The sequence below is a fragment of the Paraburkholderia sp. RAU6.4a genome (genome assembly GCF_050435625.1).
In the GTDB taxonomy this organism is placed as follows: Bacteria; Pseudomonadota; Gammaproteobacteria; order Burkholderiales; family Burkholderiaceae; genus Paraburkholderia; species Paraburkholderia tuberum.
In genome coordinates this window covers 1,824,637-1,849,069 of sequence record NZ_JBNDKQ010000003.1, presented here as the reverse complement: position 1 = coordinate 1,849,069, position 24,433 = coordinate 1,824,637, and the positions used below count along the sequence as shown (strand labels likewise).

Annotated in this window: 20 protein-coding genes and 1 pseudogene; 12 read left to right on the top strand and 9 right to left on the bottom strand. The window is 62.5% G+C overall.

Annotated features, from left to right (window positions below; all coding sequences use genetic code 11):
- The first annotated feature begins 187 nt into the window (after positions 1–187).
- From OKW40_RS33110 to OKW40_RS33075, 8 genes are all read left to right on the top strand, one after another.
- Entirely contained in the window at positions 188–1,012 is an 825-nt protein-coding gene (locus OKW40_RS33110) for a hypothetical protein (RefSeq protein ID WP_429493391.1), read from the top strand.
- Between the two features lie 12 nt (positions 1,013–1,024).
- Positions 1,025–1,393 carry a hypothetical protein gene (locus tag OKW40_RS33105; protein ID WP_184032352.1) on the top strand — a complete coding sequence of 123 codons (369 nt, stop codon included), beginning with the start codon at positions 1,025–1,027 and terminating at the stop codon, positions 1,391–1,393.
- A gap of 521 nt (positions 1,394–1,914) precedes the next feature.
- A complete protein-coding gene (ptsP, locus tag OKW40_RS33100; protein ID WP_429493390.1) occupies positions 1,915–4,461 on the top strand; it encodes a phosphoenolpyruvate--protein phosphotransferase in 2,547 nt (848 codons plus the stop codon).
- Between the two features lie 22 nt (positions 4,462–4,483).
- Positions 4,484–6,268, top strand: coding sequence for a PTS glucose transporter subunit IIBC (gene ptsG, locus OKW40_RS33095; RefSeq protein WP_429493389.1), 1,785 nt, complete (start codon positions 4,484–4,486; stop codon positions 6,266–6,268).
- A gap of 98 nt (positions 6,269–6,366) precedes the next feature.
- Entirely contained in the window at positions 6,367–7,956 is a 1,590-nt protein-coding gene (locus OKW40_RS33090) for an aspartate:alanine exchanger family transporter (RefSeq protein WP_429493388.1), read from the top strand.
- A gap of 187 nt (positions 7,957–8,143) precedes the next feature.
- Entirely contained in the window at positions 8,144–9,451 is a 1,308-nt protein-coding gene (locus OKW40_RS33085) for a c-type cytochrome (protein WP_429493387.1), read from the top strand.
- A complete protein-coding gene (locus tag OKW40_RS33080; RefSeq protein ID WP_184061893.1) occupies positions 9,448–9,930 on the top strand; it encodes a (2Fe-2S)-binding protein in 483 nt (160 codons plus the stop codon). The genes OKW40_RS33085 and OKW40_RS33080 overlap by 4 nt, the downstream gene beginning before the upstream one ends.
- Entirely contained in the window at positions 9,927–12,227 is a 2,301-nt protein-coding gene (locus OKW40_RS33075; protein ID WP_429493386.1) for a molybdopterin cofactor-binding domain-containing protein, read from the top strand. Before OKW40_RS33080 ends, OKW40_RS33075 begins: the two co-directional genes overlap by 4 nt.
- Positions 12,228–12,338: 111 nt before the next feature.
- Here OKW40_RS33075 and OKW40_RS33070 read toward each other — a convergent pair whose 3' ends face one another.
- Positions 12,339–12,812, bottom strand: coding sequence for a carboxypeptidase regulatory-like domain-containing protein (locus OKW40_RS33070; protein ID WP_429493385.1), 474 nt, complete (start codon positions 12,810–12,812; stop codon positions 12,339–12,341).
- Positions 12,813–12,942: 130 nt separating this feature from the next.
- Positions 12,943–14,445: a Na+/H+ antiporter NhaC family protein gene (locus tag OKW40_RS33065; RefSeq protein WP_429493384.1), complete on the bottom strand. Its 1,503-nt coding sequence runs from the start codon at positions 14,443–14,445 to the stop codon at positions 12,943–12,945.
- Positions 14,446–15,735: 1,290 nt separating this feature from the next.
- Between OKW40_RS33065 and OKW40_RS33060 the strand changes: the two genes are divergently transcribed.
- Together OKW40_RS33060 and OKW40_RS33055 are read left to right on the top strand one after the other, a co-directional pair.
- Positions 15,736–16,173 carry a response regulator gene (locus tag OKW40_RS33060; protein ID WP_429493383.1) on the top strand — a complete coding sequence of 146 codons (438 nt, stop codon included), beginning with the start codon at positions 15,736–15,738 and terminating at the stop codon, positions 16,171–16,173.
- Positions 16,174–16,556: 383 nt separating this feature from the next.
- Positions 16,557–16,820, top strand: coding sequence for a hypothetical protein (locus OKW40_RS33055; protein ID WP_429493382.1), 264 nt, complete (start codon positions 16,557–16,559; stop codon positions 16,818–16,820).
- A gap of 415 nt (positions 16,821–17,235) precedes the next feature.
- On the opposite strand, the gene OKW40_RS33050 is transcribed toward OKW40_RS33055, so the two are convergent.
- Positions 17,236–18,357, bottom strand: a complete 1,122-nt coding sequence (locus tag OKW40_RS33050) for a sensor histidine kinase (protein WP_429493381.1) — start codon at positions 18,355–18,357, stop codon at positions 17,236–17,238.
- Between the two features lie 174 nt (positions 18,358–18,531).
- Between OKW40_RS33050 and OKW40_RS33045 the strand changes: the two are divergent.
- Positions 18,532–18,719 (top strand): annotated as a pseudogene (locus OKW40_RS33045) (IS3 family transposase); the annotation flags it as partial.
- A gap of 331 nt (positions 18,720–19,050) precedes the next feature.
- Here OKW40_RS33045 and OKW40_RS33040 read toward each other — a convergent pair.
- The 3 genes from OKW40_RS33040 to OKW40_RS33030 form a co-directional block, all read right to left on the bottom strand.
- Positions 19,051–19,266, bottom strand: coding sequence for a hypothetical protein (locus OKW40_RS33040; protein WP_018424494.1), 216 nt, complete (start codon positions 19,264–19,266; stop codon positions 19,051–19,053).
- Between the two features lie 62 nt (positions 19,267–19,328).
- Positions 19,329–19,748 (bottom strand): hypothetical protein, encoded by a 420-nt coding sequence (locus tag OKW40_RS33035; protein WP_429493380.1) that lies wholly within the window; start codon positions 19,746–19,748, stop codon positions 19,329–19,331.
- Positions 19,749–20,621: 873 nt separating this feature from the next.
- Complete coding sequence (locus OKW40_RS33030) at positions 20,622–20,909, bottom strand: hypothetical protein (RefSeq protein ID WP_090810393.1); 288 nt, start codon at positions 20,907–20,909, stop codon at positions 20,622–20,624.
- Between the two features lie 537 nt (positions 20,910–21,446).
- Here OKW40_RS33030 and OKW40_RS33025 point away from each other — a divergent pair.
- Positions 21,447–21,737 carry a hypothetical protein gene (locus OKW40_RS33025; RefSeq protein ID WP_429352461.1) on the top strand — a complete coding sequence of 97 codons (291 nt, stop codon included), beginning with the start codon at positions 21,447–21,449 and terminating at the stop codon, positions 21,735–21,737.
- A 494-nt stretch (positions 21,738–22,231) separates the two neighbouring features.
- Here the strand turns inward: OKW40_RS33025 and OKW40_RS33020 are convergent, their stop codons facing one another.
- The 3 genes from OKW40_RS33020 to OKW40_RS33010 form a co-directional block, all read right to left on the bottom strand.
- A complete protein-coding gene (locus OKW40_RS33020; RefSeq protein WP_184061902.1) occupies positions 22,232–22,456 on the bottom strand; it encodes a hypothetical protein in 225 nt (74 codons plus the stop codon).
- Positions 22,457–22,732: 276 nt separating this feature from the next.
- The gene (locus OKW40_RS33015) at positions 22,733–22,936 is read right to left on the bottom strand and encodes a cold-shock protein (protein ID WP_012428559.1); all 204 of its coding nucleotides are present in this window, start codon (positions 22,934–22,936) and stop codon (positions 22,733–22,735) included.
- Between the two features lie 377 nt (positions 22,937–23,313).
- Entirely contained in the window at positions 23,314–24,429 is a 1,116-nt protein-coding gene (locus tag OKW40_RS33010; protein ID WP_090808903.1) for a dihydrolipoamide acetyltransferase family protein, read from the bottom strand.
- Positions 24,430–24,433 lie beyond the last annotated feature (4 nt).

Sequence of the window (24,433 nt, the reverse complement as noted above, 5' to 3'; positions counted from 1 at the left end):
CAATGTGATGCGCATTGGCCAAACCATCGACGCTCCTACTGTTTTCTTGACAGTCTTCCACAATGTTACGAGGTCTCGTAAGTCGCGCCGCCGTGCGTTCTCAGGGCCGCCATAGAGGTATTGCAGCGTTCGCGGCGGTTTGAGGGCTTCGTTTTTTGCAGCGTGCAATGGAGCCCCCGTGATAGGTATGCCAACTGATCTGATCGCACCAGGGAGGCGGATGGCGATTGACTTGAAAGTGGGGGCCCGTCGGAGCTGCACGCTCTACACGCGGCACGAATATCGCGGCAACACGTCCAGCGACGAGGTGCGCACCGGCCGCCAGTTCATTACTTCGGCAAGTTCATGGGAGCTCACGCGCGACGCGAGCCAGCTAGCCCGGCTCGCCAGGTTCATGCGCCATGCCCAGGGCGGCGCATATGCAAGCGGCCCCGCGCCTGAGCAACTCGTTCGAGCGCTACAGTGCGCCGTCGAGAGCGGCGATGTAATTGCTGTCGTGCCTAAGCCGCGAGCCTCGGGCGCACGCAGTTCGCCCATTGAGCAGACGGTCAGGCCGTACTATGCGACCGTCACGCCGTCGCAGCTCTTCCGGCGCGCGCTGGCCGCCGTGCCTGCCGCGCGGTCATTCGAGCGTCCCATACTGCCGCGGCTGGCCGCCGACGATGGTCTCGCGATCTGGTACGCTCGCCCCGGCGACGTGCTACCCGATGGGACCATCGCCACGCCGGTCTCAACGCCGCTGGGCGATGCGCAGCCGTTCGAGTACTCGCCCAACCAGGTTGACGAAGGTTCATTCGATGTAGCCAAGACTCCGAACCTCGGAGACCCGGGAACCTGGTACACAAACCCAGGTAGCGGGCAAATGCGGCTGTACGGGGATGATAGAAAGCCGGTCGTTGATCTCGACTTTGACCATGTACACAACGGATTGAAGCCCCACGCGCACAATTGGGACAACGGTGTGCGAGATGGCGGCGATTATGTTGTTCCATTCAGCCCCTGGAGTCCCTGAAGGAATTACGCGATGGACCTTATCAAGAAATTCAATGCGTTCCATGACTGGTATTTGATGGGCGTATCCGCGGACCGTGAGGCAAGCATCGTTGAGCTTGCCTTGATGTTCGACAACAGGAAAGACCGGGTTCGCGTTCAATTCAAGGGCGCGACGCGCTGTCTTGCGAACGATTTCCTCATCCAGAACGTCATTTATGAAGTAAAGGTACTCACGGATTTCCAGTCCCCTGATTATCAGCGCGCCCTCCATGCGCTAGAAAAATCATATTTCGGGAAAGAGAACCGCCCCAATATGCCGATTGCATCTGTAGGCGCCTCGTTGGGCGCGGAATTGTTCATCGAGTTCGATACGGTGGATGTCGTCACGGATCTACTCTGAACAGCAAGGGTGAACGCGTTGTCGGGCCGCCGCCTTTCGCTAAGCGAATAAAACACAGATTAATGAACGCGTCACACGCCAATTAATAAAGACCGCTCCATCTCCCGCCAGGAAATTGCAAATTTCAGGCGTTCCCGTCCGAAATCGTCTTGTCTTGCAATCTGCGCTCAGTAACATATGCTCTTTTTCAGAGCGCTTTCCGGGTCCTTTTTTCCGGGACCACGGTGCAAAGGGTGGTGCATGGGTGCGGGGCGGCCCGGCAAATGTAAACAGCGCCATCGGAGCGCGCCTGACGTTTCTCCATTCATCCCGGTCAAGGCTGCGCGGGCGCACACGGGCGACGTGCGCGACCTTGTTTGGTTTCCCGAGTTTTTGTCACCGACGCTTTTGTAACGTGCGCCGCTCACAAGTGGGTGAGCGGCGTGAGCGGCAATGGTGCCGACCGCACGTGTGAATGTCGCGCCCATGCGGCTCGAGTCGAGCCACCTGAGGCGAGCGTCAATGTACAAGGAGTCCTGGCGATGAAAGCTCCTCAGCGTCCTCTGCGCATCGGGTTGATGGCACCTCTGTCGGGCGTACTGGTTCCTCTCGAGAGCGTGCCCGATCCGGTCTTCGCCCAGAAGATGGTCGGCGATGGCGTGTCGATCGATCCGACCTCGGATGAACTGCTGTCGCCGCTTGCCGGCAAGGTCACGCAACTCCATAGCGCTGGCCACGCCACGACGATCACCGGCGACAACGGTCTGCAAGTGCTGCTGCACATCGGGCTCGACACCGTGTTGCTGCGCGGCGAGGGCTTCATGCCGTTGGTCAAGGAAGGCGACGCCGTCGCGACGGGCACGCCGCTGATCCGCTTCGACCCAATCGCGGTCGGCGCAAAAGCAACCAGCCTGCTCACGCAAATGGTGATCGCCAATGGCGATCTCGTCACACGCTACGTTCCCGCGAAAGGGCTCGTCGTCGCCGGCACCGACGTCGCGCTGTACGTCGAGCTGGTCGGCAGCATGGAGGACAAGGACACGGCCAGCGCCACCGGCGCGATCTTCTCCGACGAGATCACACTGCCGAATCCAGCGGGCCTGCATGCACGGCCCGCCGCGGTCGTCGCGGTCGAGGCGAAGAAATTCAAGTCCGAGATCCGGCTGCTGCGCGGCGATGCCAGCGCAAATGCCAAGTCCGTCGTCGCGATCATGGGGCTCGCAACGAAGTTCGGCGACAAGCTGCGCGTCGAGGCCCGCGGTCCCGACGCGGCGGAGGCGGCCAGCACCGTCGCGCGTCTGCTTGGCGCGGGATCGGGCGAAAAGCCCGGCGATGCGCCCGCACCCGCGGCGGCGGCGCCAACCGCACCGGCTGCGCCGGTGCCAGCACCGACCGAAGCGGCTCCCGCCGACACCAACGAATTCATCGGCGTATCCGCTTCGCCAGGGCTTTCGGTCGGCAAGATCGTGCAGTTCCGCCAGCAGGTCATCGAGGTGAACGAAGCGGGCGAGTCGCCGCCACGCGAACGGGCGCAACTCGAAGCGGCCCAGCATCAGGCGCGTCAGCAGATCGAGGCGCTCAAGGCGACGCTCACCGATCCGTCGAAAGCGCAGATTCTCGACGCGCATCTCGAACTGCTGGACGATCCTGGCCTCAACGATGCCGCGATCAGCAGCATCAGCGCGGGAAAGGGCGCGGGGTTCGCGTGGCGCGATGCGTTCCAGCACCAGGCAAGCACGCTCGAAAAGCTCGACAATCCGCTGCTGCGCGAACGCGCCGGCGATATCCGCGACGTCGGCCGCCGTGTGCTCGCGCTGCTCGCCGGCGTGAAGCAGGCGCAGATCGACGTGCCGGACGAATCGATCCTGATTGCCGAGGAACTGTCGCCGTCCGACACCACGTCGCTCGATCGCAGCAAGGTGCTCGGCTTTTGCACGACGAGCGGCGGCGCGACGAGCCACGTCGCGATCCTCGCGCGCTCGCTCGGCATTCCGGCGATCTGCGGTATCGACGCGCGCGCGCTGCAACTCGCCGACGGCACGCCCGTCGTGCTCGACGGTTCGCGCGGCAGCTTGCGGCGCAACCCGAGCGCCGAGGAACTCGAGAAGGCGCGCGAACGCATCAGCCGCCAGGCCGCCAAACGCGAAGACGAAAAGCTCGCGGCAACCAAACTCGCAATGACGGCCGACGGCCACCGCGTCGAGGTCGTCGCGAACATCCGCAATGCGCAGGAAGCACGCGATGCGGTCGCGGCCGGCGCCGAAGGCGTGGGCCTGTTGCGCTCCGAGTTCCTGTTCGACGCGCGAGACACCGCGCCAACCGAAGACGAACAGGCCGCCGAATATTGCGCCGTCGCCGAAGCGCTTGGCCGCGAGCGGCCGCTCGTGGTCCGCACGCTCGACGTCGGCGGCGACAAACCGCTGTCGTATCTGCCGCTGCCGAAGGAAGACAACCCGTTTCTCGGCCTGCGCGGTGTGCGCGTGAGCCTGGAGCGTCCCGACATCTTCCGCACGCAGCTGCGCGCGATCCTGCGCGCGGCGCCGCTTGGACATCTGCACGTGATGTTTCCGATGATCGCCGCGATCGAGGAGGTGCGGGCAGCGCGCAAGATCCTGCTCGAAGAAGCCGGCGATCGCGCGGCGAGCGTGAAAGTCGGCGTCATGATCGAAGTCCCCGCGGCCGCGCTGATCGCCGAGCCGCTCGCACGCGAAGTCGACTTCTTCTCGATCGGCACGAACGATCTCACGCAATACACGCTCGCGATGGACCGTGGCCATCCGCAACTCGCGAAGCAGGCCGACGCGCTGCACCCGGCGGTGTTGCGTCTGATCGGCATGACGGTCGACGGTGCGCACAAGCATGGCAAATGGGTCGGCATTTGCGGCGGCATCGCGTCGGATGCGATGGCGGTGCCGGTGCTCGTCGGCCTTGGCATCGACGAGCTGTCGGTGAGCATTCCGGCGGTCGGTTCGATCAAGGCTCAGCTTGCACGCGTGACGACCGAAGAAGCCAGGAAGCTCGCCGCCGAGGTGCTGTGTCTGGGCACCGCCGCGGAAGTCCGCGCGCATCTGTCGCGCTTTGCCGAGTGAGCGGATCAACAGGAGATCAGCCATGTTCTCGCATGCCTTCGGAGTCTTGCAGAAGATCGGCAAATCGCTGATGCTGCCCGTCGCCGTGCTCCCGGTGGCCGGCCTGCTGCTCGGACTCGGCGCCACCGACTTTCACGGTTACGTGCCGGCCGTCGTGCTCGCGCTGATGAAGAACGCGGGCGACGTGATCTTCGGCAACCTGCCGCTGATTTTCGCGATCGGCGTCGCGCTCGGCTTCACCGAGAACGATGGCGTCTCGGGCATCGCCGCAACGATCGGATATCTGGTGATGACGGCCACGTTGGGTGTGATCGGCAAGCTCCAGGGCGTCGAAACCGACACGATCATGGGCATACCGTCGATCCAGACCGGCGTGTTCGGCGGCATCCTCGCCGGTGGTCTTGCGGCATGGATGTTCAACCGCTACTACCGTATCACGTTGCCGCCCTATCTCGGCTTCTTCGCCGGCAAGCGCTTCGTGCCGATCGTGACCGCGATCGGCTCGATCGTGCTCGGCGCGATCCTGTCTTTCGTGTGGCCGCCGATCGGCAGCGCGATCAAGGCTTTTTCGCATTGGGCGGCGGTTTCCGACCCGCGCACCGCCGCGACGGTCTACGGTTTCGTCGAACGTCTGCTGATTCCGTTCGGCCTGCATCACATCTGGAACGTGCCGTTCTTCTTCGAAATGGGCAGCTACCTCGACCCGACGACCGGCAGGACGGTTCACGGCGACATCACCCGTTTTTTCGCGGGCGACCGGACCGCGGGCATCCTGGCGGGCGCGTTCCTGTTCAAGATGTTCGGCCTGCCGGCCGCGGCGATCGCGATCTGGCATTGCGCGAAGCCGGAGAAGAAGGTGGCCGTCGGCGGCATGATGGTCTCGGCCGCGCTGACTTCTTTCCTCACCGGCATCACCGAGCCGATCGAATTCGCGTTCCTGTTCGTCGCGCCGGTGCTTTACCTGATTCACGCATGCCTCGCGGCGTCGGCGCAGTTCGTGGCGAACACACTGGGCATGCGCATGGGCTTCACGTTTTCGCAAGGCGGCATCGATTTTCTGATGTTCAACCTGATCGGTGGGAAGGCCACGCACGCGTGGTACGTTTTCATCCTTGGTCCAATTTACGCGGTGATCTATTACGGCGTGTTCCGCTTCGTCATCACGCGCTTCAACCTCAAGACACCCGGCCGCGAAGACGACGCGGCGGAAACAGCGGTGGTTGCCGCGAGCGGCGCGGGAGGACGTTCGCGCGAACTCGTGCTGGCCTTTGGCGGCCGCTCCAATATCACGAGTCTCGACGCTTGCATCACGCGGCTGCGCATCTCCGTGAAGGACCCGGCGGGCGTCGACGAACCCAAGCTCAAGGCGCTCGGCGCCGCGGGTGTGGTGCGCGTGGGCAACGGTGTGCAGGCGATCTTCGGGCCGTTGTCGGAGAACATGAAAACCGACATGCAGGACTATCTGAAGACAGCGGGCGCCGAAGCGGATTTGCCGGCGGCGGGGGTGCCTGGTGTGGAAGGCGCAGCGGCGGCGGCTCCAGCGGGTGTGGCCGCCTCGGCGCAAAACTCGCCGCAGGAAACGGAGCGCGCGGAAAAGATTCGTGCGGCGCTGGGCGGCGCGGCCAACATCAGGAAGCTCGACGCGCTGGCGGCCACGCGGTTGCGTGTCGAGCTATCGGACGCGTCGCGCATCGACGCGGCCGCATTGAAAGCGGCGGGCGTGGTCGCGACGCAAGCGTTGAAGAACGGCGCACTCGATCTGATCGTGGGTCTCGGCTCGGGCAACCTCGCAGGCGCAATGCGATAGCAGCAACGAATATCGTCAGCAACTGCCGCGCGGCGAACGCGAGGCGTGCCCGGTGGAAGCGCTCAGTCGCGTTGCTTTGTGCACCTACAGGGGGCGGCATGGAAGCAGTCAGAACTTTCCTCGAAACTCAGCCGCTGTTCGCGCTTTTTCTGACCATCGCGCTCGGCTACCTGGTCGGCGAAATCACTATCAAGGGCGTGGCTCTAGGCTCGGGGGCCGTGCTGTTCGTTGGACTGGCGCTCGGCGCGTTCGCGCCGAAATCCGCGCCGCCGGCGTTGCTGGGCACGCTCGGTCTGCTGCTGTTTCTGTATGGCATCGGCATTCAGTACGGCGCGCAGTTCTTCCGCGGACTCACGAGCCGGGAAGGCATGAAGGCCAACGCGGCCGCATGTCTGGGCGTGATCGCTTCGGGTCTGGTGGCGTGCGCCTTCATCCATTTCGGCATCACGCTCGCCGATGCGCTCGGCATGTTCGCCGGCAGCGGCACCAGCACGGCGAGCCTGCAGGTTGCCATCGCATCGATGAAAAGCAGCGATGCCGCCGTGGCTTATAGCGTCACCTATCCGTTCGGCGTGGCCGGGCCGATCCTATTCCTCTATGTGCTGAACTCGGTCCTGAAAGCCAAAATACCGAAACCGCCCGCGAAGGTGCTGGAGACTGCGGAAATCGCGCTGCGCAATGCCAGTCTGTTCGGTCTCAGGCTGTCGGAACTCTCGACTCGCCTGCCTGCCGGCGTAGTGATCGCAGCCGTGCGGCGCGCGCATCACAATCAGCTGCCCAGCGACGACTTCACGCTGCGCGCCGACGACGTCCTCCTTGCCACCGCCACCGAGCGCCGCCCGCTCGACGAAGCAACGGCGCTTTGCGGCGAGCTACAGCCCGGGCGTATCTCGAGTCATCGGGAAGACCTGGACTATATGCGCGTGTTCGCGTCGAGTCCGTCGGTCGTCGGCACGGCGCTCGGCAATCTGCGCTTTCCGGATGGCGTGAACTGCGCGGTCGCGCACGTGCGGCGCGGCGACGCCGATCTACTGTCGACGCCAGAGCTCATTCTCGAAGCTGGCGACCGCGTCGGCCTGCTCGTCAGTAGCGCGCATCGCGCGAGGGTCCGCGCGTTTTTCGGCGATTCGATCAAGGGCACGGCCGACCTCAGTTTCATCTGTCTGGGCATCGGCGCGGCAGCGGGGCTGCTGGTCGGCGCGATCCCGCTGCGCGCGCCCGGTCTCGGCGCGTTCAGCCTGGGTCTCGCGGCGTTGCTACTGGTCGCGCTGTGCCTCGGCAAGGCGCGCCGCAGCGGACCGTTCGTGTGGGTGATGCCGCTCTCTGCAAATCTCGTGCTGCGCAATCTCGGGCTGACGATTTTTCTCGCGCAGGTGGGCCTGTCTTGCGGACCGAAGTTCGTCGCGACCGTCGGCACTGCCGGACCGCTGCTGCTGCTTTATGGCGTGATCACGCTGCTGGTGCTCGTCGGCGTCACGGCTGTGTGCTGCCTGTGGGTCTTCAGACTGTCCTTCGATACATCGGTCGGCGTGATCTGCGGGGCCACCGGCAATCCCGCGATTCTCGCCTTCGCCAACCGCATCGCGCCGACGGATCAGCCCGACGTCATGTACGCGATGATTTTTCCGTCGATGACCATCGTCAAGGTGCTTTTCGTGCAGATCGCCATCGCGATCGCAGCCGGCTAGGCGAGACCGTTATCGCGACCTGCCGCTGTTCGACCCTAAAGCTTCCGTCCTCGTAGACAGCGGCCAACCGCGGAGCGGCGGACAGCCGCAGACTTCCGCGAATATCAGGAACGCCGCTTGCGCCACCTGGAGCCGCGCGACGTAGTCTGGAACCATGATGCGCGGACGGCTCGGCGATGGAGGCTAGATGAAAGGACGGGTGGCGAGTGCAGGCGTGGCCGTTGTCGTGGTTGCCCTCATGGCCGCATACGGCGGACCCACCGCGCATGCTGGGGAGCCCGCGCCGGTTGCCGTGACCGCACCCTTCGCGGCCGGCAGCGATACCGCGGCCGCGGCGCGCGGCGCGAAGCTCGCGGCCGTTGGCAATTGCGTCGCGTGCCACACCGCGACGGGCGGCCTGCCGCTCGCGGGGGGACTGCCATTGCGAACACCCTTCGGCATCATTTACTCGACCAACATCACCCCGGACAACGAGACGGGTATCGGGGGCTGGTCGCTCGACGCGTTCGCGCGCGCGATGCGGCGCGGCGTGTCCAGCGACGGCCATCTGCTCTACCCCGCGTTCCCCTATCCGCACTTCACGCACATCAGCGATGCCGATATGGGCTCGCTGTATGCGTGGCTGATGAGCCGCGCTCCCGTCAAGGCGCCTGCGCCGCACAACGACCTGATCTTCCCGCTCGGCTTCAGGCCCCTCATCGCCGTGTGGAATCTTTTTTACCTGGATACCGGTACCGAAGCAGCGCCGGCCCCGCCCGAAGCGCCTGACGTCGCACGCGGACGATACCTGGTCGAAAGCCTCGGTCATTGCGGTGCGTGCCACACGCCGCTCGACCGCCTCGGTGCCGAGCGCCGCGACCGCGCGCTGCAAGGCGGCACGATCGACGGATGGGATGCACCCGCGCTGACGGACCTCGCTTCACGCCCCACGCCCTGGACGCAGGCACAGCTCGTCAGCTATCTGCGCACGGGCCTCGCGAGCGCCCATGGGGCGGCGGCGGGTCCGATGCGCCCCGTCACGCGCATGCTCGCCGACGCGTCCGCCTCCGACGTAGAGGCGATTGCCGCGTATCTGCTGGCGTTGCCGTCCGGGGGCCCAGGCATGCCGGAGCATCCGGTCGCCTCGCCCTCCGCTTCCGCCGCGCCCGTGTCCACCGCGCCCGGCGGCGGCGCGAATCTATTCTCCGCGGCCTGCGCATCGTGCCATGCCGAAGGCGCGCCGATGTCGAGCGGGGGCGCTCGACCGTCGCTGTCCCTTTCCACGGCCGTCAACGCCGACAGCCCACGCAACATGGTCCGTATCATCCTCGATGGAATCGACTGGCACGAAAGCGATAGCGTGCCCTTCATGCCATCATTCGCCAACACATTCACGGATGCCCAGATAGCGGAGCTCGCCAACTACACGCGCGAACGCTTCACCGCACGCGACGCGTGGCCCTCGCTCGACGCCGGCGCGATCGCGCATTTTCGCAAGGACGGCCTGCCGCGATGATCACGCTCAACGTCAACGGAGTCAGTCATACGGTCGATGTCGACCCGTCAACGCCGCTGCTCTACGTGCTGCGCAACCAGTTGCAGCTCGATGGCGCGAAGTTCGGCTGCGGTCTCGGTCAATGCGGCGCTTGCACGGTCAGCGTCGGCGGCGAACCGGTGTTCTCGTGCCTCATGCCGGTCGTGGCCGTTGGCGACCGGCCAGTGCGAACCGTCGAAGGACTTGGCAGCGCGGAACATCCGGGACCACTTCAGCAAGCCTTCATTGACGAGCAAGCCGCGCAATGCGGCTATTGCATCGCCGGTATGATCATGCGCGCGCACACGCTGCTGGAGCGAATCCCGCACCCAGGCGATGAACAGATCCGCCGCTACATGCAGCCGAACCTGTGCCGCTGCGGCACGCACATGCGCATTCTCGCGGCGATCCGGCAAGTCGCCACGGGTTCGCCGCGAACGGACGAGGGAGCGCAGTCGTGAGCGACGGCCGCCCGTCCTCCGTCGCTCACGGCAGCGGCCCCGATGACCCCGCGCGGCGCCGCTTCCTCGTTGGCGGCTCGCTGATGGTGAGCTTCGCGATCGTGCCCGGCATGGCCGCGCTTGCGCAAACCACCACCGAAGCGGGCACCTTCAACGCGAGCGCCCCGAAACTGCCGGGCAGTCTCAAGAGCACGCCGTTGCTCGATGCGTGGATCAAGGTCGCCCCTGACGGCCACGTGAGCGTATTCACGGGCAAGGCGGAGCTTGGCACGGGCATTCGCACCGCGCTGCTGCAGGTCGCCGCGGAAGAGCTGGATCTCGCGCCTCATGCGATCGAGCTGATCACCGCCGACACCGCCGCAACGCCGAACGAAGGCTACACCGCAGGCAGTCACACGATGGCGGACAGCGGCACCGCGATCCTCAACGCCGCCGCTCAGGTACGCGCGCTGCTGGTCGCGAGCGCGGCGTCGCAGTTGGGCGTCGACGCAGCGGTCCTGACGACGCGCGACGGCGCCGTCATTGCCGCCGACGGAAGACGCATGAGCTACGGCGAAGCCGTGCAATCCGCGGATCTCCATCAGAACGCGCAGCCCGACGCGCCGAAAAAGCCGCCATCGGCCTACGCGCTGATTGGCCATATGCTGCCGCGCGTGGATATACCGGGCAAGGTGACGGGCGGCGCGAGCTACGTCCACGACCTGCGGCCGCACGGCATGCTGCATGCCCGCGTCGTGCGGCCGCCGTCTTATGGCGCGAGCCTCGTCGCAGTCGATAGCGGGCGCGTCGAGGCGCTGCCCGGCGTCATCAAGGTCGTGCGCAACGGCAACTACCTCGCGGTGGTCGCCGACGACGAATGGCGCGCGATCCTCGCGATGCGTGAGCTTGCGCTTGCCGCGCAATGGCAGGCCGGGCCGCCGCTGCCCGATCCGGCGAACGTTCACGCGCTGCTGATGAGTCTGCCTTCACAGGAAATCGCGGTGGCCGATCAGGGCGCAGCGACGGGCGCGGCCGAGCCTGTGGCAACGCTGCGGGCGCGCTATTCGAGGCCGTATCTGACGCATGGCTCGATTGGGCCATCGTGCGCTGTCGCGCAGCTCGACAACGATGTGATGACCGTGTGGACGCATACGCAAGGCGTCTATCCGCTGCGTGCGGGCATCGCCGAAATGCTCGCGATGCCACCCGACAAGGTGCGCTGCGTCCATGTGGAAGGTTCGGGCTGCTACGGACACAACGGCGCGGACGATGTCGCGGCCGACGCCGCCCTCGTTGCACGCGAGCTGCCCGGCCGCCCGGTGCGCGTGCAATTGATGCGCGAACAGGAACACATGTGGGAGCCGTTCGGCCCTGCCATGACAGTCGAGGCGAATGCAACGCTCGATTCGGCGGGCACGCTTGCCGACTGGCGTTACGAGCTATGGAGCAACACGCATAACAACCGCATCGAGAATGCGGGCCGCCTGTTGCCCGCGCAGCTCCTTGCGCAACCGTTCACCCCCGCGCCGCCGAAGCCGATTCCGATGCCGGAAGGCGGAGGCGACCGCAACAGCGTTCCGCTATACCGCGTGCCCAGCCTGCACGTGCAGCATCATTTCGTGCCGACGATGCCGATACGTGTCTCTGCCATGCGCTCGCTCGGCGCGCACATGAACGTGTTCGCGATCGAGAGCTTCATCGACGAGCTCGCCAGAGCCGCGCACGCCGACCCCGTGGCGTTTCGCCTCAAACATCTCGATGATCCGCGCGCGCATGGCGTCATTAGCGCCGTAGTCGATCAATTCGGCTGGCGAGCCCGCAGCGCGCGAACGGGCGACTCGAGCCCGCGCTCGCACGGTACCGGCTTTGCGTTTGCCCAATACAAGAACCTGATGGCCTACCTTGCCGTCGCGATGGACGTGACGGTCATGCGCGATACCGGCGAGCTCAGCATCGAGCGCGTCGTAGCAGCCGTCGATTGCGGACAGATCGTCAATCCGGACGGCGTGCGCAATCAGATCGAAGGCGGCATTTTGCAAACCACGAGTTGGACGCTCTATGAAGAAACGCATTTCGACCCGCAACGCATCACGAGCTATGACTGGAGCACTTATCCGATCATGCGTTTCTCGTCCGTACCCAAACGCGTGGACGTGCTGTTGATCGACCGGCCGGGCCTGCCATTCCTCGGGGTCGGAGAAGCGGCGCAAGGCCCGGCCGCCGCGGCGCTCGCGAATGCGATCGACGACGCGACCGGTGTGCGGATCCGCGACTTGCCGTTGCTCGGGACGAAGGGGAAGAACGTGCTCAAGGCATGAGGCTTTCGTTCCGCAAAAGTACAGATACTGGCGTGTAAAAGCCAAATAAGCCTATGGCTGGGTCAAACGAACGCGACGCGCGCGACCTTCGGCGCGGCGTCGGGACCGCGCTCAGTGGGTGGACGGAAACGCGAACGTCGCACGCGCGCTGCCATTGCCGCGGACGTTCACGGTCTCCCTTCTGGTCACGCTGCCGTAAGTGGCGTTGACCGTATAGCGCCCTTGAGGCAGCCGCACGAGCATGTACGGCCCCTTCGACGTGGCCTCGAACACGGCCGCGCCGCCAGCCTTGGCAATCTTCACCTGGACGTCGGCCACATAGCTCGCCCCGGGACCGGTGAACTGCAGAGACAACGGCCACTGCCTGCGTGCCTGCCGCAGCGCAGTCGACTCGTCGCGACCGACTCCGCCGGTCACGAACGATATGTCGCCCTGCTGCTGCGTCTCGGGCATGCCGGTCCTTTGCATCTCGCTGGCGCTCTGCGGAGCAGCCGTCTGCGACACCGCGACGCCTGCCTGAGCCAGTGTGAACGCCGCGGCGAGCATCATGGACGCGATCCGGGGAGCGTTTCGTTGCATTTTCATCTTGACTGCTCCTTACAGTATTGCCGACGGTTCGTCGGACGGAAGAACGCTTGCAATAGGTTGGAAACACATCGCGCGCCGGGTATCGGCCACGAGCGAGGGTGCCTGACGACTCGAGTAAGAATACCCGTCAATTCTGTTTGGCGTCTTCATGGACCGGAGTTGGGGGGCCGCCTGCCGTTGAGGTCCCGGCTTGGGCTGGAGGGACGCGTGGCATGCGGATACCCGCGTAGGCGATCGCCACCGTCAGCAGCGGACTTACCATGCAAAATACGGCATAGGGCGCATAGCTGAGTGTCGGCACGCCAAGGGTCACTGCCATAAACGCGCCGCAACTGTTCCAGGGGATCAGCGCGCCTGTGGTCGTGGCCGAATCACCAACGGAACGCGATAACACGATGGGCGCGTAGCCGCGTGCCGCGAATGCATTTCTGAACATCCGGGCCGGCAGCACGGCTGCGATGAACTGGTCCGCCGTAACGATGTTCGTCGCGATGGTCGCCAGGACCAGGGAGCCGACCAGCGCCCCACCGCTCCTGGCCCAATCGACTACCGGGGCAATGAGGCGTTCTATCGCACCGCACTTCTCGACCACCCCTCCGAATGCCAGTGCCGTGATGATCAGCCAGATAGTATTCAACATGCTGTCCATACCGCCGCGAGTGAGGAGCGTATCAAGCACTGGATTTCCAGTCGTGGACCTGTAGCCGCTCCCAAGCGCAAGCCATACGCCTTTGAGCATCGCAATCGGGATCGGCACGCCCTCTCGCGCGGCGGCAAATGCGAGGACTCGCGCTGGCTCGACGAAAACGGCAACCACGCCACCCGCCAATGCGCCAAGAAAGATGGTGGTAAATGGCGGAAGCCGGAACAGCGTCAGCACGACGACAAGAATGAGCGGCAGGAACAGCACGGGCGATATGTAGAATGCGCTCTGCATTGCAGCAACCTCCGCGCTCGCATCGAAGGCGCCCGGGCGGCGAAGCAGATAAAACACGGCCAGCGTGATGACAATCGCGCCGAGTGATGTCAGCAGCGTCTCGCGCACGTGTTGATACAGATCGACACCCGCGGCAGCGGCCGCAAGATTCGCGGTGTCCGAGAGCGGCGAAGACTTGTCGCCGAAATAAGCGCCGGAAATCACTGCACCGGCCGTTATGGCGGGGCTCAGGCCCATGCTGTGCGCAATGCCCATCAGGCCGATTCCGATCGTACCCGCGACAGTCCACGAGGTCCCAATGGCGAACGAGATCACCGCGCAGATTCCAGCCGCCGTGACGTAAAAGTAGTCCGGGCTCAGCAATTTCAGCCCGTAATAGACCATGGCGACGATCGTGCCGCTGAGCGCCCACGTGCCGATCAGCGCGCCGACTGCGAACAGGATGAGAATCGCGCCAATACCGGAACTGACACTGGCATTCGCGGCCTCGCCCAGCGAAGCGAGCGAATGACCGCGACGCCAACCGACAAATACGGCCAGCATGGTCGCCACGACGAGTGCCACCTGGTTCGGCCCGTTCGCACCACCATCGCCGAACAGGTAGAAGGACAGACTGACGAGAAAGACGAGGCCAGCGATCGGTATCAGTGCTTCGAGCATCGTGACCGGCTGGGGTGACTCGCTCCGCTTCATCGCCACGCTCCGTTCGTTTGCCGGGTAGCCCAAACGTTGCCATCCAGACCGCCCGGTAGCCGGTGAATCATCGAAACATGCGCGAACGGCTGCTTTGATTCGATGTCACGGCGCAGGCGTGCGGCCCTCGGTCCTGCGACTCGGCAATGGCAGCTCCGGCGGGCTCGCCGTTGCTTAAAGCATAGGAAAGAATCGTTGCTGCGTGAAGAATCGCAGGATTCGTGCCGAACATCCCAGTTGAGCGAAGCCCGTGCCGGGAGCCAGCGTCGCGGCGCTGGCAAGCAACGAAACTGTCAATGCAGTGTGTTTCGGACAGAATGGACAAGACCTCATGGGACACCCATATTTCGTTTGCGCATCCAAGGGTGAATAGCCTCGTTTCCAGGTCGAAAATTTCAATCCGGCACTGCGATCTCATTCAGATCGAATATCGAACCGATCACGCGATACTGTACAAACGTAGTTCCCTGCATTTACGTGCAAGGCCGCAGCGAATTCTTTTGGCGCAGAGTCGTGACCGGCCGCAGACATAAACGGTATTGCGGACTCCCTTCCGACTGCAAGTCCAAGGCTTGCCGCCGCTACACAACCCAGCCGAGGTTTCAACTTTTCATAACCGATCGTGGTTATTCATGCCTTGCAAGGATTATGGTTTTTCGTTAATTAACTGTGCGCTGATTATGTGGGTCTACCCCGCGTAGACAGAACAACGACGGAAGAATCCGACACTAATTCGAGAAAAAACGACCGTTTTTTCACCAGGCAGAAGTGAATATCCATCGGGTAACCGCAAAATTCTAGGTCAGTGAAATCCCATTTTCAATGATCCGCGGCGGCAGAAAAACTCGAACTCGCCAATCGTTCCGACCAGTAACAACTGGCCGGTTTCAATGGCACGATTCATTTGGCATAAAGCGGCCTGATCGGGTTAATCGGCCGTCCCGCGAATTTTGTCGGCGGCGCATCCGCGTTCGCAGCGAGGAACTCCTGTGATCGCTGACATGACCCAAGCCGTCACCAAAACACCAAATCGATTAACTTTCAGACGGAAGTTTTATGATTATCCGGTTCAAGTCGATGACTCTCACCGGTCGAAGTATCCAATATAGTCAACGGGGTGCGGCGGACTTGCGCTACTGCTTTGGTAAGAGCAAAGCGGGCGAGCGCAATGCCGCAACCACGTCGCCCGACCGCCCACGTGTTGGACGGAGACTGTAGTCGAACAGGCAGCGAGCGCTGCTAGGTATGCCGCTTGCGAGACCCAGTAGGATCCTTCCACCATGTCGTGTCATGTCCACCGTACTGCTCATCGACGATGACCTTGAAAACCGATGCGCGCTGCAACTGGCATTGGAGAGTCGCGGACACCGTGTTGTGCTCGCGGAGAACGGATGGGACGCACTGCAGAAGGCCCACACGGATTTTCCGGAACTCGTTATCACCGATTTGGAGATGCCGGAAATGGACGGCAAGGAGCTTTGCCGGCGTCTGAAGTGTCAGGCGGTGTTTTCCGGCTTACCGGTGGTGCTGCTGTCGGCTATGCCGGAACCTACGGAAGAGACTCGCTGCTGGACAGCGTTCCTGCGAAAGCCGGCCTCGATAGCGGCGTTGCTTGACACCGTCGACAGGTTCATTGCAGCGCGCCTGACCTATGCGCGGGCGCCACGCGACTCCGAGTACCCCGCCGCGGCGCGCTGGCGAGCCATCGATTCGCGATGCTGGCCCTAAGCCCAAGCTGTCGGAATGCGAAGCCACACGTTACACACGCAGCCAGGCGGTGTTTGCTGGACGGCCGGTCCCGTTCTTAGCGGATGGCATGCAAAGCGGCGAGATTGCTGAAACCCGGGTTGAGCCATCCACCTGGGTTTTCAGATTTGACTGGAATGATGCAACGGTCGTGACCCATCACATCGTCAGCAATGAGCCCGTACGGGAACCGTCGCTACAGAGCAGCGCCTACACGCTGACACAAGGTAAAAGATGGCAAGAGATTTCGATCCCCTTCTCGCGCGCGGCAACAGCGCACGCTTATTGTTCGCCACTTCCTCCGGGCATGCGTCATGCTGCACGCAGGTCAGAGATGGAAAAGCAGGTCCGAACGGGAGACGATCATGAAGTTGATAATGGCAGGAATCAGCGCAATTTCCATCATCGCTAGCGCTTGCGCATTTGCGCAGACCAACACCGGCAACGCTTCGCCAGCACACCGTGATACTCAAAACGCGCAGCCGGGTGCCGCTGGCCAGAGCATGGGCCGTGCTGCGGACGCCGGCAACAGCAAGCCCGCCAGTGGCACATTGATGCAGAAGCGTGAGCAGGCGATGTCGCCTCAAGGCGCGTCAAACTCGAACGCAACTGGCGCGATGAAACAATAATGGCGACGCGAGACCCCCATGGCGGCGACTGTCACCTTGGTTCTTCCCGCTTCAGCCGTTGCGATCCTTGCTGCGCGGTCGGGCACTTCCAGGCCGAATGCCGTGAGCCGGAGTTCGTCCGCGCAACTCCATCCTGGTCTGATATGACGGCGAAGCGTGCACGCGCGCGTTTTCTCGATGAGATCTGACCGGGTTCTAATGACCGAGGCTGATCGCGCGCATGGAGCAGCACCAACCGAATAGGTAATCGGGGCGCGCACCCTTCCTGTTGCGACGATGCTGCGGATTTGCTTCATGCAGTCGTGGTCGGTATGTGAGGACCGGCGATGGAATAGGCGCGTCTCGGCAGGTGTAAAACCACCAGCAGATGCCCACATAATTCGTGGCATGCGCGTTACCGAGCCTCGCTCGCCTCCTACGCCCGGCGCGGCAGACGTACGGCGAATGCGGTCTCTTCTTTATCTGAGCGCGCCTCGATCGCGCCGTGATGCGCCTTGGCGATTTCGCTCGCGATATACAGCCCGAGCCCAAGGCTGCCTTGCGCGTCCTCGTTGATTTTTCGCTCGGGACCTCGCTGAAGAGGATCAAAGATGCGCTCCAGCAACAGTCCCTCGATGGCTGGTCCGCTATTGCAGACTTCGAAGCGCACCTCGGCCTCGTCGCCAGTCACCACGACGCGCACGGGCGCGTCTCGCGCGCCATATCTGAGCGCATTCAGAACGAGATTGCCGAGCAGTTGCTGCAGACGCGGACCGTCCCAGACACCCTGAACGTCACCGTGCACCTCGAGCTCGATCTGCCGGTCTGGATGGACTGCGCGCAACTGGTCCAGCTCATCAGTGAACACGTTCGTCAGATCAAGGGGAGCAGGTATGACGTTAATACCTAGCCCGAGCCTTGTTCGGTTGAAATCGCACAGATCATCCAGAAGTGCCTGCATCCGGGCGCCGCTGCGCACCAGACGGGCTGCAGCTTCTGAAACGCGCTCCCCCGCGTTGAGCGCGGACAGATAGGAAGCTGTCACCTGGATCGTCTGCAGCGGGCTCCGCATGTCGTGTCCGAGCATCCCAAGCAACAGATTGCGAGCCTGATCGACTTGTGTGCTGAAAAACCCGAGTGATTCGGCCAGCGCCTGATCGATGGCCTCGTTGAAGCGGATGATGTCATCCAGATGAGGCGCATCGGGCTGACACTCATCCATCCACAAACGCAGCACGCTTGCACGCAAAGCGCGGTATTCCGCGGCCAGCTGGTTGATGTTGAAACCGCCTCGAGCGCGCAGGACCGCATGGGATTGCGCAGCTGTCTCCGGCGCATCCGTCAGCCGGGGTGCCCTCCCCAAGGATTTTTCGTGCTGCGCTTCCCTGGTCTGCGAAGTCTGCAAATCCCTCGCTACTGCTTCCAGAATCTGCTGCGCGTGGTCGCGCAACGCGAGGGTGCCCATGTTGCCAGCGGCTGGCAGCAGCGTGGCGGCAAACGCCTCCCACTGCGCCAGAATGGGCTCCATTTCCTGCACGATAAAATCGGACAGTCGCATGCCTACTCCGGCGAAGAAATTGAGGAGATTTTTAGCCGAACCGATATTACGCGTCAGTTCGTCGCGCGATCCATCGGGTTTACACCGTCTTGGACTACCTGGAGGTAGTCCATGTACTCGTAATGAACCGCCTGGATTTTCTGGACAGTGGTGAGCGTTCGTGTCCGGCCTTTCATGAAACGCCACAACGATTCGCCGCACGCCCCTGAGCGGGGAGAACTGGAGCGGCAGGTCGAACCGCTTCGACGCGATATCCGCCGATTGCAGCTTGAACACGACATCCTGGAGAAGACCAATCAATTGCTAAATGAGACCTGGGCGTCAACCTGCAGCTCCTGACCGACCGGGAGAAGACGTTGCTGGCCGGGGTGGCTCTCACGTATGCGCGACGCGAAACTGATTCGGTCGATGTCGCGCAAAGGGTGCTCGCCCGACAATGCGGCCCACGCAGTCTCCGACGGCTCTTTCTCTTGAGACCGCTTAGGTGATCCGATGTCCGTACGGCCCCTGCTTTTCGAGTTCTACTCTCTAGGGTACTGTGGCCGTCAAGCGGAGGCACCGGTTTACCAGAACCGATGGGCAAGCGATTGGATCGAAACGCGTGACCAGCATCCCGCTGCATCTTCCTCTGATGGCGAATGGCCGGTCTGCACGCCAATCCCTCTCTCGTTGCTTCCGTAGGTGAGACGTCTGTCACCCGAAGCGCGCGTGCAGCCAGTCCTGCGCCCAGTTCTTCGCATAGGCTATCGCGTCTTCGCGTGCGTCGAAGCCTGCCAGATCGCCACTCGAATGAATCTCGTACCCGGTGCCGTCGGCACGGCTGCCGCTGATCCGTGCGTGGGCCATGTACTCGCCGTCGGCCCGCCGGGGGGTGGGGTCGATAACGATCAGGGTGGAATTGAAGCGCATGGTATTCCTTTGGGGTTATCGCTCGATTGCGACTGTCGCAGAGGGGCGTCGAAAAGCGCGATCTAGGTGCTCAGCATGGCCATGATTTGTCCGGCCTCGCGATCCGAATCGCAGCTTTCCATGCCGCGTTCGCATAGAAGCGCACGAATCGACATGAACATCAGAAACGCGCCCGCATCGATCTCGTGACGGCGGTCATGGATGAGGCTATCCAGTTCGCCCTGCGCGCCGGGCGGCAGAAACCGATCGACGATGTCACCACCATCGCACCGAATCCATTTCAGCAGGTCGTTTCTTTCCATACCAAACTCCAATGATTGCAACGGCTCTGAGTCAACCACCAGCGGATGAAGTTCGAGCCCGCGGTAGAGACGGGGAACCGGTTGTGATCGGTAGCTTTGAGGCCGTCTCATTGTGTAGCGGAAAAGACGGAGCGTAGCGACGTGGCCACTGCGTCCGCTGCCGTTCAGGAGGTCGGCCACGTTTCGGTTTTGGGTGAAAGCGGATCTCCGGTTCCGTCGGGTAAGCAGCTTGGCGACGCGAGGCCCGGTCGCAGGTCGAGTGACCATTTCATGCTACGCCCATTGATGGATTTGTACAGAAAAACCCGTGCTCCAGGCGCCGTCAGAGAAGCACAGGGAACATGCAAGTCAACCCGGCACTTACGTACCGCAGCGCCGGTAGGCGGCGGCGATCCGAAGATCCACATCGGGCTGCCTCTCTTCTCAGGCTCATCATGTGGCGACGCAGAATGCGCCTCTGACATGCGCGGCAAGCAGTCTCGACGTCAACAATTCAACCACGGCGAAACGAAGCGCGCGAAACTGCATTGCAGCCCCGTTCGCCCTTTTTGGCGGAAATCGATTCACCCTTTCGTCAGGTAATAAGGAGTTCCAGCGTTACCCGACCGCCTGCGAGGAGACCAATGCGGTGTTTGCGCCTCTGGCACGACGCGGACGCATCCGCGACCACGCGATTGCCGAGCGTGACATGCAACGGCTATCCGGACCGGCTTCATTTCGAGGGTACGTGTTCGTCGCGGAACAGTTGGGAACGCGTGGCCCGATTGGGCGACGAGACGGCGTGAGCCAGCGACGCCAATTGCTGCTCGACTTGCTGGTCTGCGGTAGGTTTTTGCAGCCGGCCACATCGAATCTTCGGGGAAGGCAAAATCGCGAATCGTTCGGGAGGATGATCGCCGGCGAGCGTCCCGAGCAGCACGTCGATCGCAGCCCTGTCCCGCTATTGCGGCAGCCGCCTTTTATGTGCGAGCGGCGATCAGATCGGCCATCAGGCAGACAGCAATTCGTCGCACGATCGAGCACATCGATGGATGCTGTCCGTCAGCGGCGTTTTCATATGTCGATGACCGAAGCGCCGCTCACCTTTCCGTCGACGATGTCCTTTCCCTGCTGCCGGGCGGCTCGCCTTGCCGTACCGAAGTCAGAGAATGTATGCGTTTGGTTCAGCCTGAAGACCCGGCTTGCGGAGGGAATTGCTGTCGCCGCCGGACGACATATCCGTACTGCAATTTCGTAACCTTCCGCGTAACGGGAATGTCCGTCAAAGCGACTGAATGTGCGGGGAAAGACAAGGGGATGAAGTTCGTACCCCTTGTAGAGAAGAATCGGGTGTGTCGACATGTTGGTCACTCCACAGGGTATGGCTCACTATACGCTGGAACGGGTTACATCGGGCGGCGCAGACGCTGAGACTGTTACCAGAATTGTATTGACCGATAGTACTGTCGCGCGTACCTTGAAACGTGGGGTCGGCAAAGCGGGGCACTGCACGGATTGTCATAGCGTTGGCTTAGATGGCCGGCGACGGCTGCCTGCCCGGTTCCACCTCTGCGCTTACGTTGCAAACTCTTCAAGAACACCACGATCAACAGCGTCTGCTTGCCACGCGCGATGAGGCTGGCCAAGGATACGGGAGCGACCCACTTCGTGAGTTCGGGACAGTGTGGTGCCCGATCGGACAAACGTGAGCGGAATGCCGGGTGAGGGAACGCTTGCGGATGTTAAGCACGAAGCTCGGGTATCCGCGTACCGGACAGCTAGCCAGGAAACTTCGTTCCGGTCGCCTCGTCGGTGTGGCTTGGGGGGCGTATCTCCTTCGGCCAAACCTGCACAACGATCAAAAACGTGCTGCTTGCTGCGGCCAAAAGGAGTGACCTGATGACAACCATTCGCCATTATCGCGGTCTCGATATTTCCCTACTCGTGTATCCGCATCGCACGACTCAACCAGGATATGGTCACAATTACGAGGAAGGATTCGATGCGTCGATTCGCATCAGCGACCCGGATTCCATGACGGACAACCCGCGAAGTCGCTTATTCCGTGTGCCCGGCAAGAGGCCCTTCGTGAATGCCGGCGACGCAAGGCGCGCGTCGGTGGCCTACGCCGAAATGCTGATTGATACTGACGGCTTTGATCGCACCATTCTGGAATCCCCTGAGCGCTAGAGCCAGAACCCGAGTCTATGCAGAAGGTACCCGTGTTCGCGCGCGCCAGCGGCACGCCATCAACAATGTGTGTGATAAAGAAGTTGACCTTCTGATCGTCAGTCGCCACATGCTCGGCAGGCTATGCCAGTGCGACCGCATTGCTGCCAGTTCCGGTCATCGCCTCCTCAGGCGTCGACCACGAAGTAGATACCGTCATGCCCGAAGGGAAGCCATGTCCATTCCATCTCGGCCGCATAGTGACCGACGGGTGATTGCCGTCCGCCCGCGCCTGCGTTCACACTTCGACCCATTCTGAAAGCTCAAGAGCGTCGTCGACTTCCATGCCGTGTGTAGAATGCCGAAGACGTCGATAGAGAAAATCCAGAAGTTCGCACTGAGCGCGGCTCAAACCGAAAGGTAACCGATCGATCGCGCGTGATGTTGGCGCGCGCCTTATTGCACGCGTCCTGACGCCTGAGATGCGTTGAGCGTGCAGAACTGGCGCGTCGTCGTTAACCGCGCGTGTCGACCCAGTTGCGTGCCCAGCGTGTCGAGTGCTGCAACGCCTGCTCCTCACTCGTGAAGTAATCGAGCGAATAGAACTGGTAGCGGCCGTCCGCGCGCCCGCTATCGGCGCGTTCTAGCAGCAGGTTGGAGGAAAAACTGCCGTCGGGCAAACGATGCGCCGAGGGCTGTACGGCATAGCCGTTGTATTGTTGAGTTTGTTTGTTCTGCATTTTAGTTTTAATAATGTCGAGTGCGCGCGTGCCTTGCGAAATGTGCACAGGTACGCCGATTCAAAGGCATCTCAGGCCGAATCTGAAGCAGTCGGAAAGCGAAGACGTGGCGCTAATGCCAGAGGGGAAAATGAGTGCAATGAGACGTATGGCGCTTGGCCAGCTGCCGGCGAAACCGATGCAGCCAGGAGCGAACGCGCCACTTCAGGAAACAACGCTCCGTAAGGATGTCCCTGCAACCCGGCGTCCGTCGCGGAACGCCGGGCTCTTCAAACTTTACAGCGGCTTGATGTTAGCTGCCTGCAGACCCTTCGGGCCTTGCTTCGTTTCGAAGCTCACCTTCTGATTTTCAGCCAGCGTCTTGAAGCCGTCGCCGCTGATTTCGGAGAAGTGAGCGAAAAGGTCGTCACCGCCCTTGTCCGGGGTGATGAAGCCAAAACCTTTGCTATCGTTGAACCACTTAACGGTACCGGTATCCATGAAGAATCCTTGAGAAAAAACGGGAAAATGTGCTCCGTTGAAGAGCGTATGAAGCGTCAAGGAGGGAGAGGACAACGAATACCGCTGAGGAGCGAGCAATTGATGAACAGCAATCGAACTTCTTGAACTTCATGCGGCACCTTAACCGCCGAGTGGTACCAGCGTCAATACTTATCTTGTAACTGTTTCACGGGGCGGGGCCGTTTTGCAGACGAAGCGATCCAAAGACCGGGTGCGCTGCACGAAGCTGCGAACCGGCACGCCTCGATCGATTTACGGATTGGCATACGATTTCGCTGTGCCTAAATCTGCGAACGTCTCAAGCTGGACACAACGCATACACCTTCTGAATTTTTGAATTCGCGCAGTCACAGCTGCTACTGCGCCATCTGCAGATCCACGATCGCCGCGGCGAGAAACCGAGCTGCTTCGCCGCCCGTGACGACCCGATGGTCGAACGTCAGACTAAGCGGCAAGATCCGATGCACGGCCGGAACGCCACTTACCGCCACGACCTGCTCGTGAATGCGCCCCGCTCCGAGGATCGCGACAGTGGGCGGCACGACCACGGGAGCTGCGTATTTGCCGGCGATCATGCCGAAGTTCGACAACGTGATCGTATTGCCGCGCAGTTCCTCCGGTGGAATCTTGCGTGCCCGGATGTCGACACGCATCCGGTCGAGGCCGCCGCGCAGATCCGCTGCGTTGCGGTGCGCAACGTCGCGCAATACCGGTACAAAGAGGCCATCCGGTAGATCGACGGCGATGCCGAGGTCGATCTTTTCCAGTACGTGGCGCCGTCCCGCATGTCCGTCGAACCATGCGTTGAGCCCGGGTTCGGCGCTGCATCCTGCTACCAGCGCACGGATCAGGCGGATCGTCACATCGGTATGTGGCGGCCACTCATGAATGTCGGCGTCGTCGATGACGGTCGCGGCCGCCACTTCGCTCTGCGCGCGCGCCATGTTCTGCGCCATCGCGCGCCGCACGCCGCGCAGCACTTCGGGCGGACCGAGCTGAGCGAGTATCTTCGCGACGCGCTGCACGTCAGCCGCCGTGATGACACCCTCCGCCCCCGACGGCGTCACCATCGCAAGATCGACATCAAGCTTGCGCGCGAGCGCCCGCACCGCCGGGATCGCCTTGATTGTGCCGACACCCGTGCCCGGGCTGCCGCCGAGCGCCGCCGGCGCTTCGTGCACCACATGCTGGCCGACCTCCATATGACCGACCACGGTACCGGCATCGGCTTCGTCGGCCGCTCCTTCGAATGCGACGAGCGGCGCCCCCAGATGCACGATATCGCCGGGCTGGCCGAACAGCTTCGCGACTCGGCCGGATTGAGGCGACGGAATATCGACGATCGCCTTCGCCGTTTCCACCGACAGCAGCCGTTGATCCGCGCGAATGTCTTCGCCGCTCCTGACGTGCCACTCGACGATCTCCGCTTCCTGCAAACCTTCGCCGAGATCAGGCAGTTTGAAGATTTTCATGGCA

Bases quoted from the DNA above. Each gene is read 5' to 3' on its own strand.
- OKW40_RS33110 (WP_429493391.1), top strand. From the start codon at position 188: ATGCCAACTGATCTGATCGCACCAGGGAGGCGGATGGCGATTGACTTG.
- OKW40_RS33065 (WP_429493384.1), bottom strand. From the start codon at position 14,445: ATGAAGCGGAGCGAGTCACCCCAGCCGGTCACGATGCTCGAAGCACTG.
- OKW40_RS33025 (WP_429352461.1), top strand. From the start codon at position 21,447: ATGACAACCATTCGCCATTATCGCGGTCTCGATATTTCCCTACTCGTG.
- OKW40_RS33020 (WP_184061902.1), bottom strand. From the start codon at position 22,456: ATGCAGAACAAACAAACTCAACAATACAACGGCTATGCCGTACAGCCC.
- OKW40_RS33015 (WP_012428559.1), bottom strand. From the start codon at position 22,936: ATGGATACCGGTACCGTTAAGTGGTTCAACGATAGCAAAGGTTTTGGC.
- ptsP (WP_429493390.1), top strand. From the start codon at position 1,915: ATGAAAGCTCCTCAGCGTCCTCTGCGCATCGGGTTGATGGCACCTCTG.
- OKW40_RS33070 (WP_429493385.1), bottom strand. From the start codon at position 12,812: ATGAAAATGCAACGAAACGCTCCCCGGATCGCGTCCATGATGCTCGCC.
- ptsG (WP_429493389.1), top strand. From the start codon at position 4,484: ATGTTCTCGCATGCCTTCGGAGTCTTGCAGAAGATCGGCAAATCGCTG.
- OKW40_RS33040 (WP_018424494.1), bottom strand. From the start codon at position 19,266: ATGCGCTTCAATTCCACCCTGATCGTTATCGACCCCACCCCCCGGCGG.
- OKW40_RS33010 (WP_090808903.1), bottom strand. From the start codon at position 24,429: ATGAAAATCTTCAAACTGCCTGATCTCGGCGAAGGTTTGCAGGAAGCG.
- OKW40_RS33090 (WP_429493388.1), top strand. From the start codon at position 6,367: ATGGAAGCAGTCAGAACTTTCCTCGAAACTCAGCCGCTGTTCGCGCTT.
- OKW40_RS33080 (WP_184061893.1), top strand. From the start codon at position 9,448: ATGATCACGCTCAACGTCAACGGAGTCAGTCATACGGTCGATGTCGAC.
- OKW40_RS33055 (WP_429493382.1), top strand. From the start codon at position 16,557: ATGAAGTTGATAATGGCAGGAATCAGCGCAATTTCCATCATCGCTAGC.
- OKW40_RS33105 (WP_184032352.1), top strand. From the start codon at position 1,025: ATGGACCTTATCAAGAAATTCAATGCGTTCCATGACTGGTATTTGATG.
- OKW40_RS33060 (WP_429493383.1), top strand. From the start codon at position 15,736: ATGTCCACCGTACTGCTCATCGACGATGACCTTGAAAACCGATGCGCG.
- OKW40_RS33030 (WP_090810393.1), bottom strand. From the start codon at position 20,909: ATGTCGACACACCCGATTCTTCTCTACAAGGGGTACGAACTTCATCCC.
- OKW40_RS33085 (WP_429493387.1), top strand. From the start codon at position 8,144: ATGAAAGGACGGGTGGCGAGTGCAGGCGTGGCCGTTGTCGTGGTTGCC.
- OKW40_RS33050 (WP_429493381.1), bottom strand. From the start codon at position 18,357: ATGCGACTGTCCGATTTTATCGTGCAGGAAATGGAGCCCATTCTGGCG.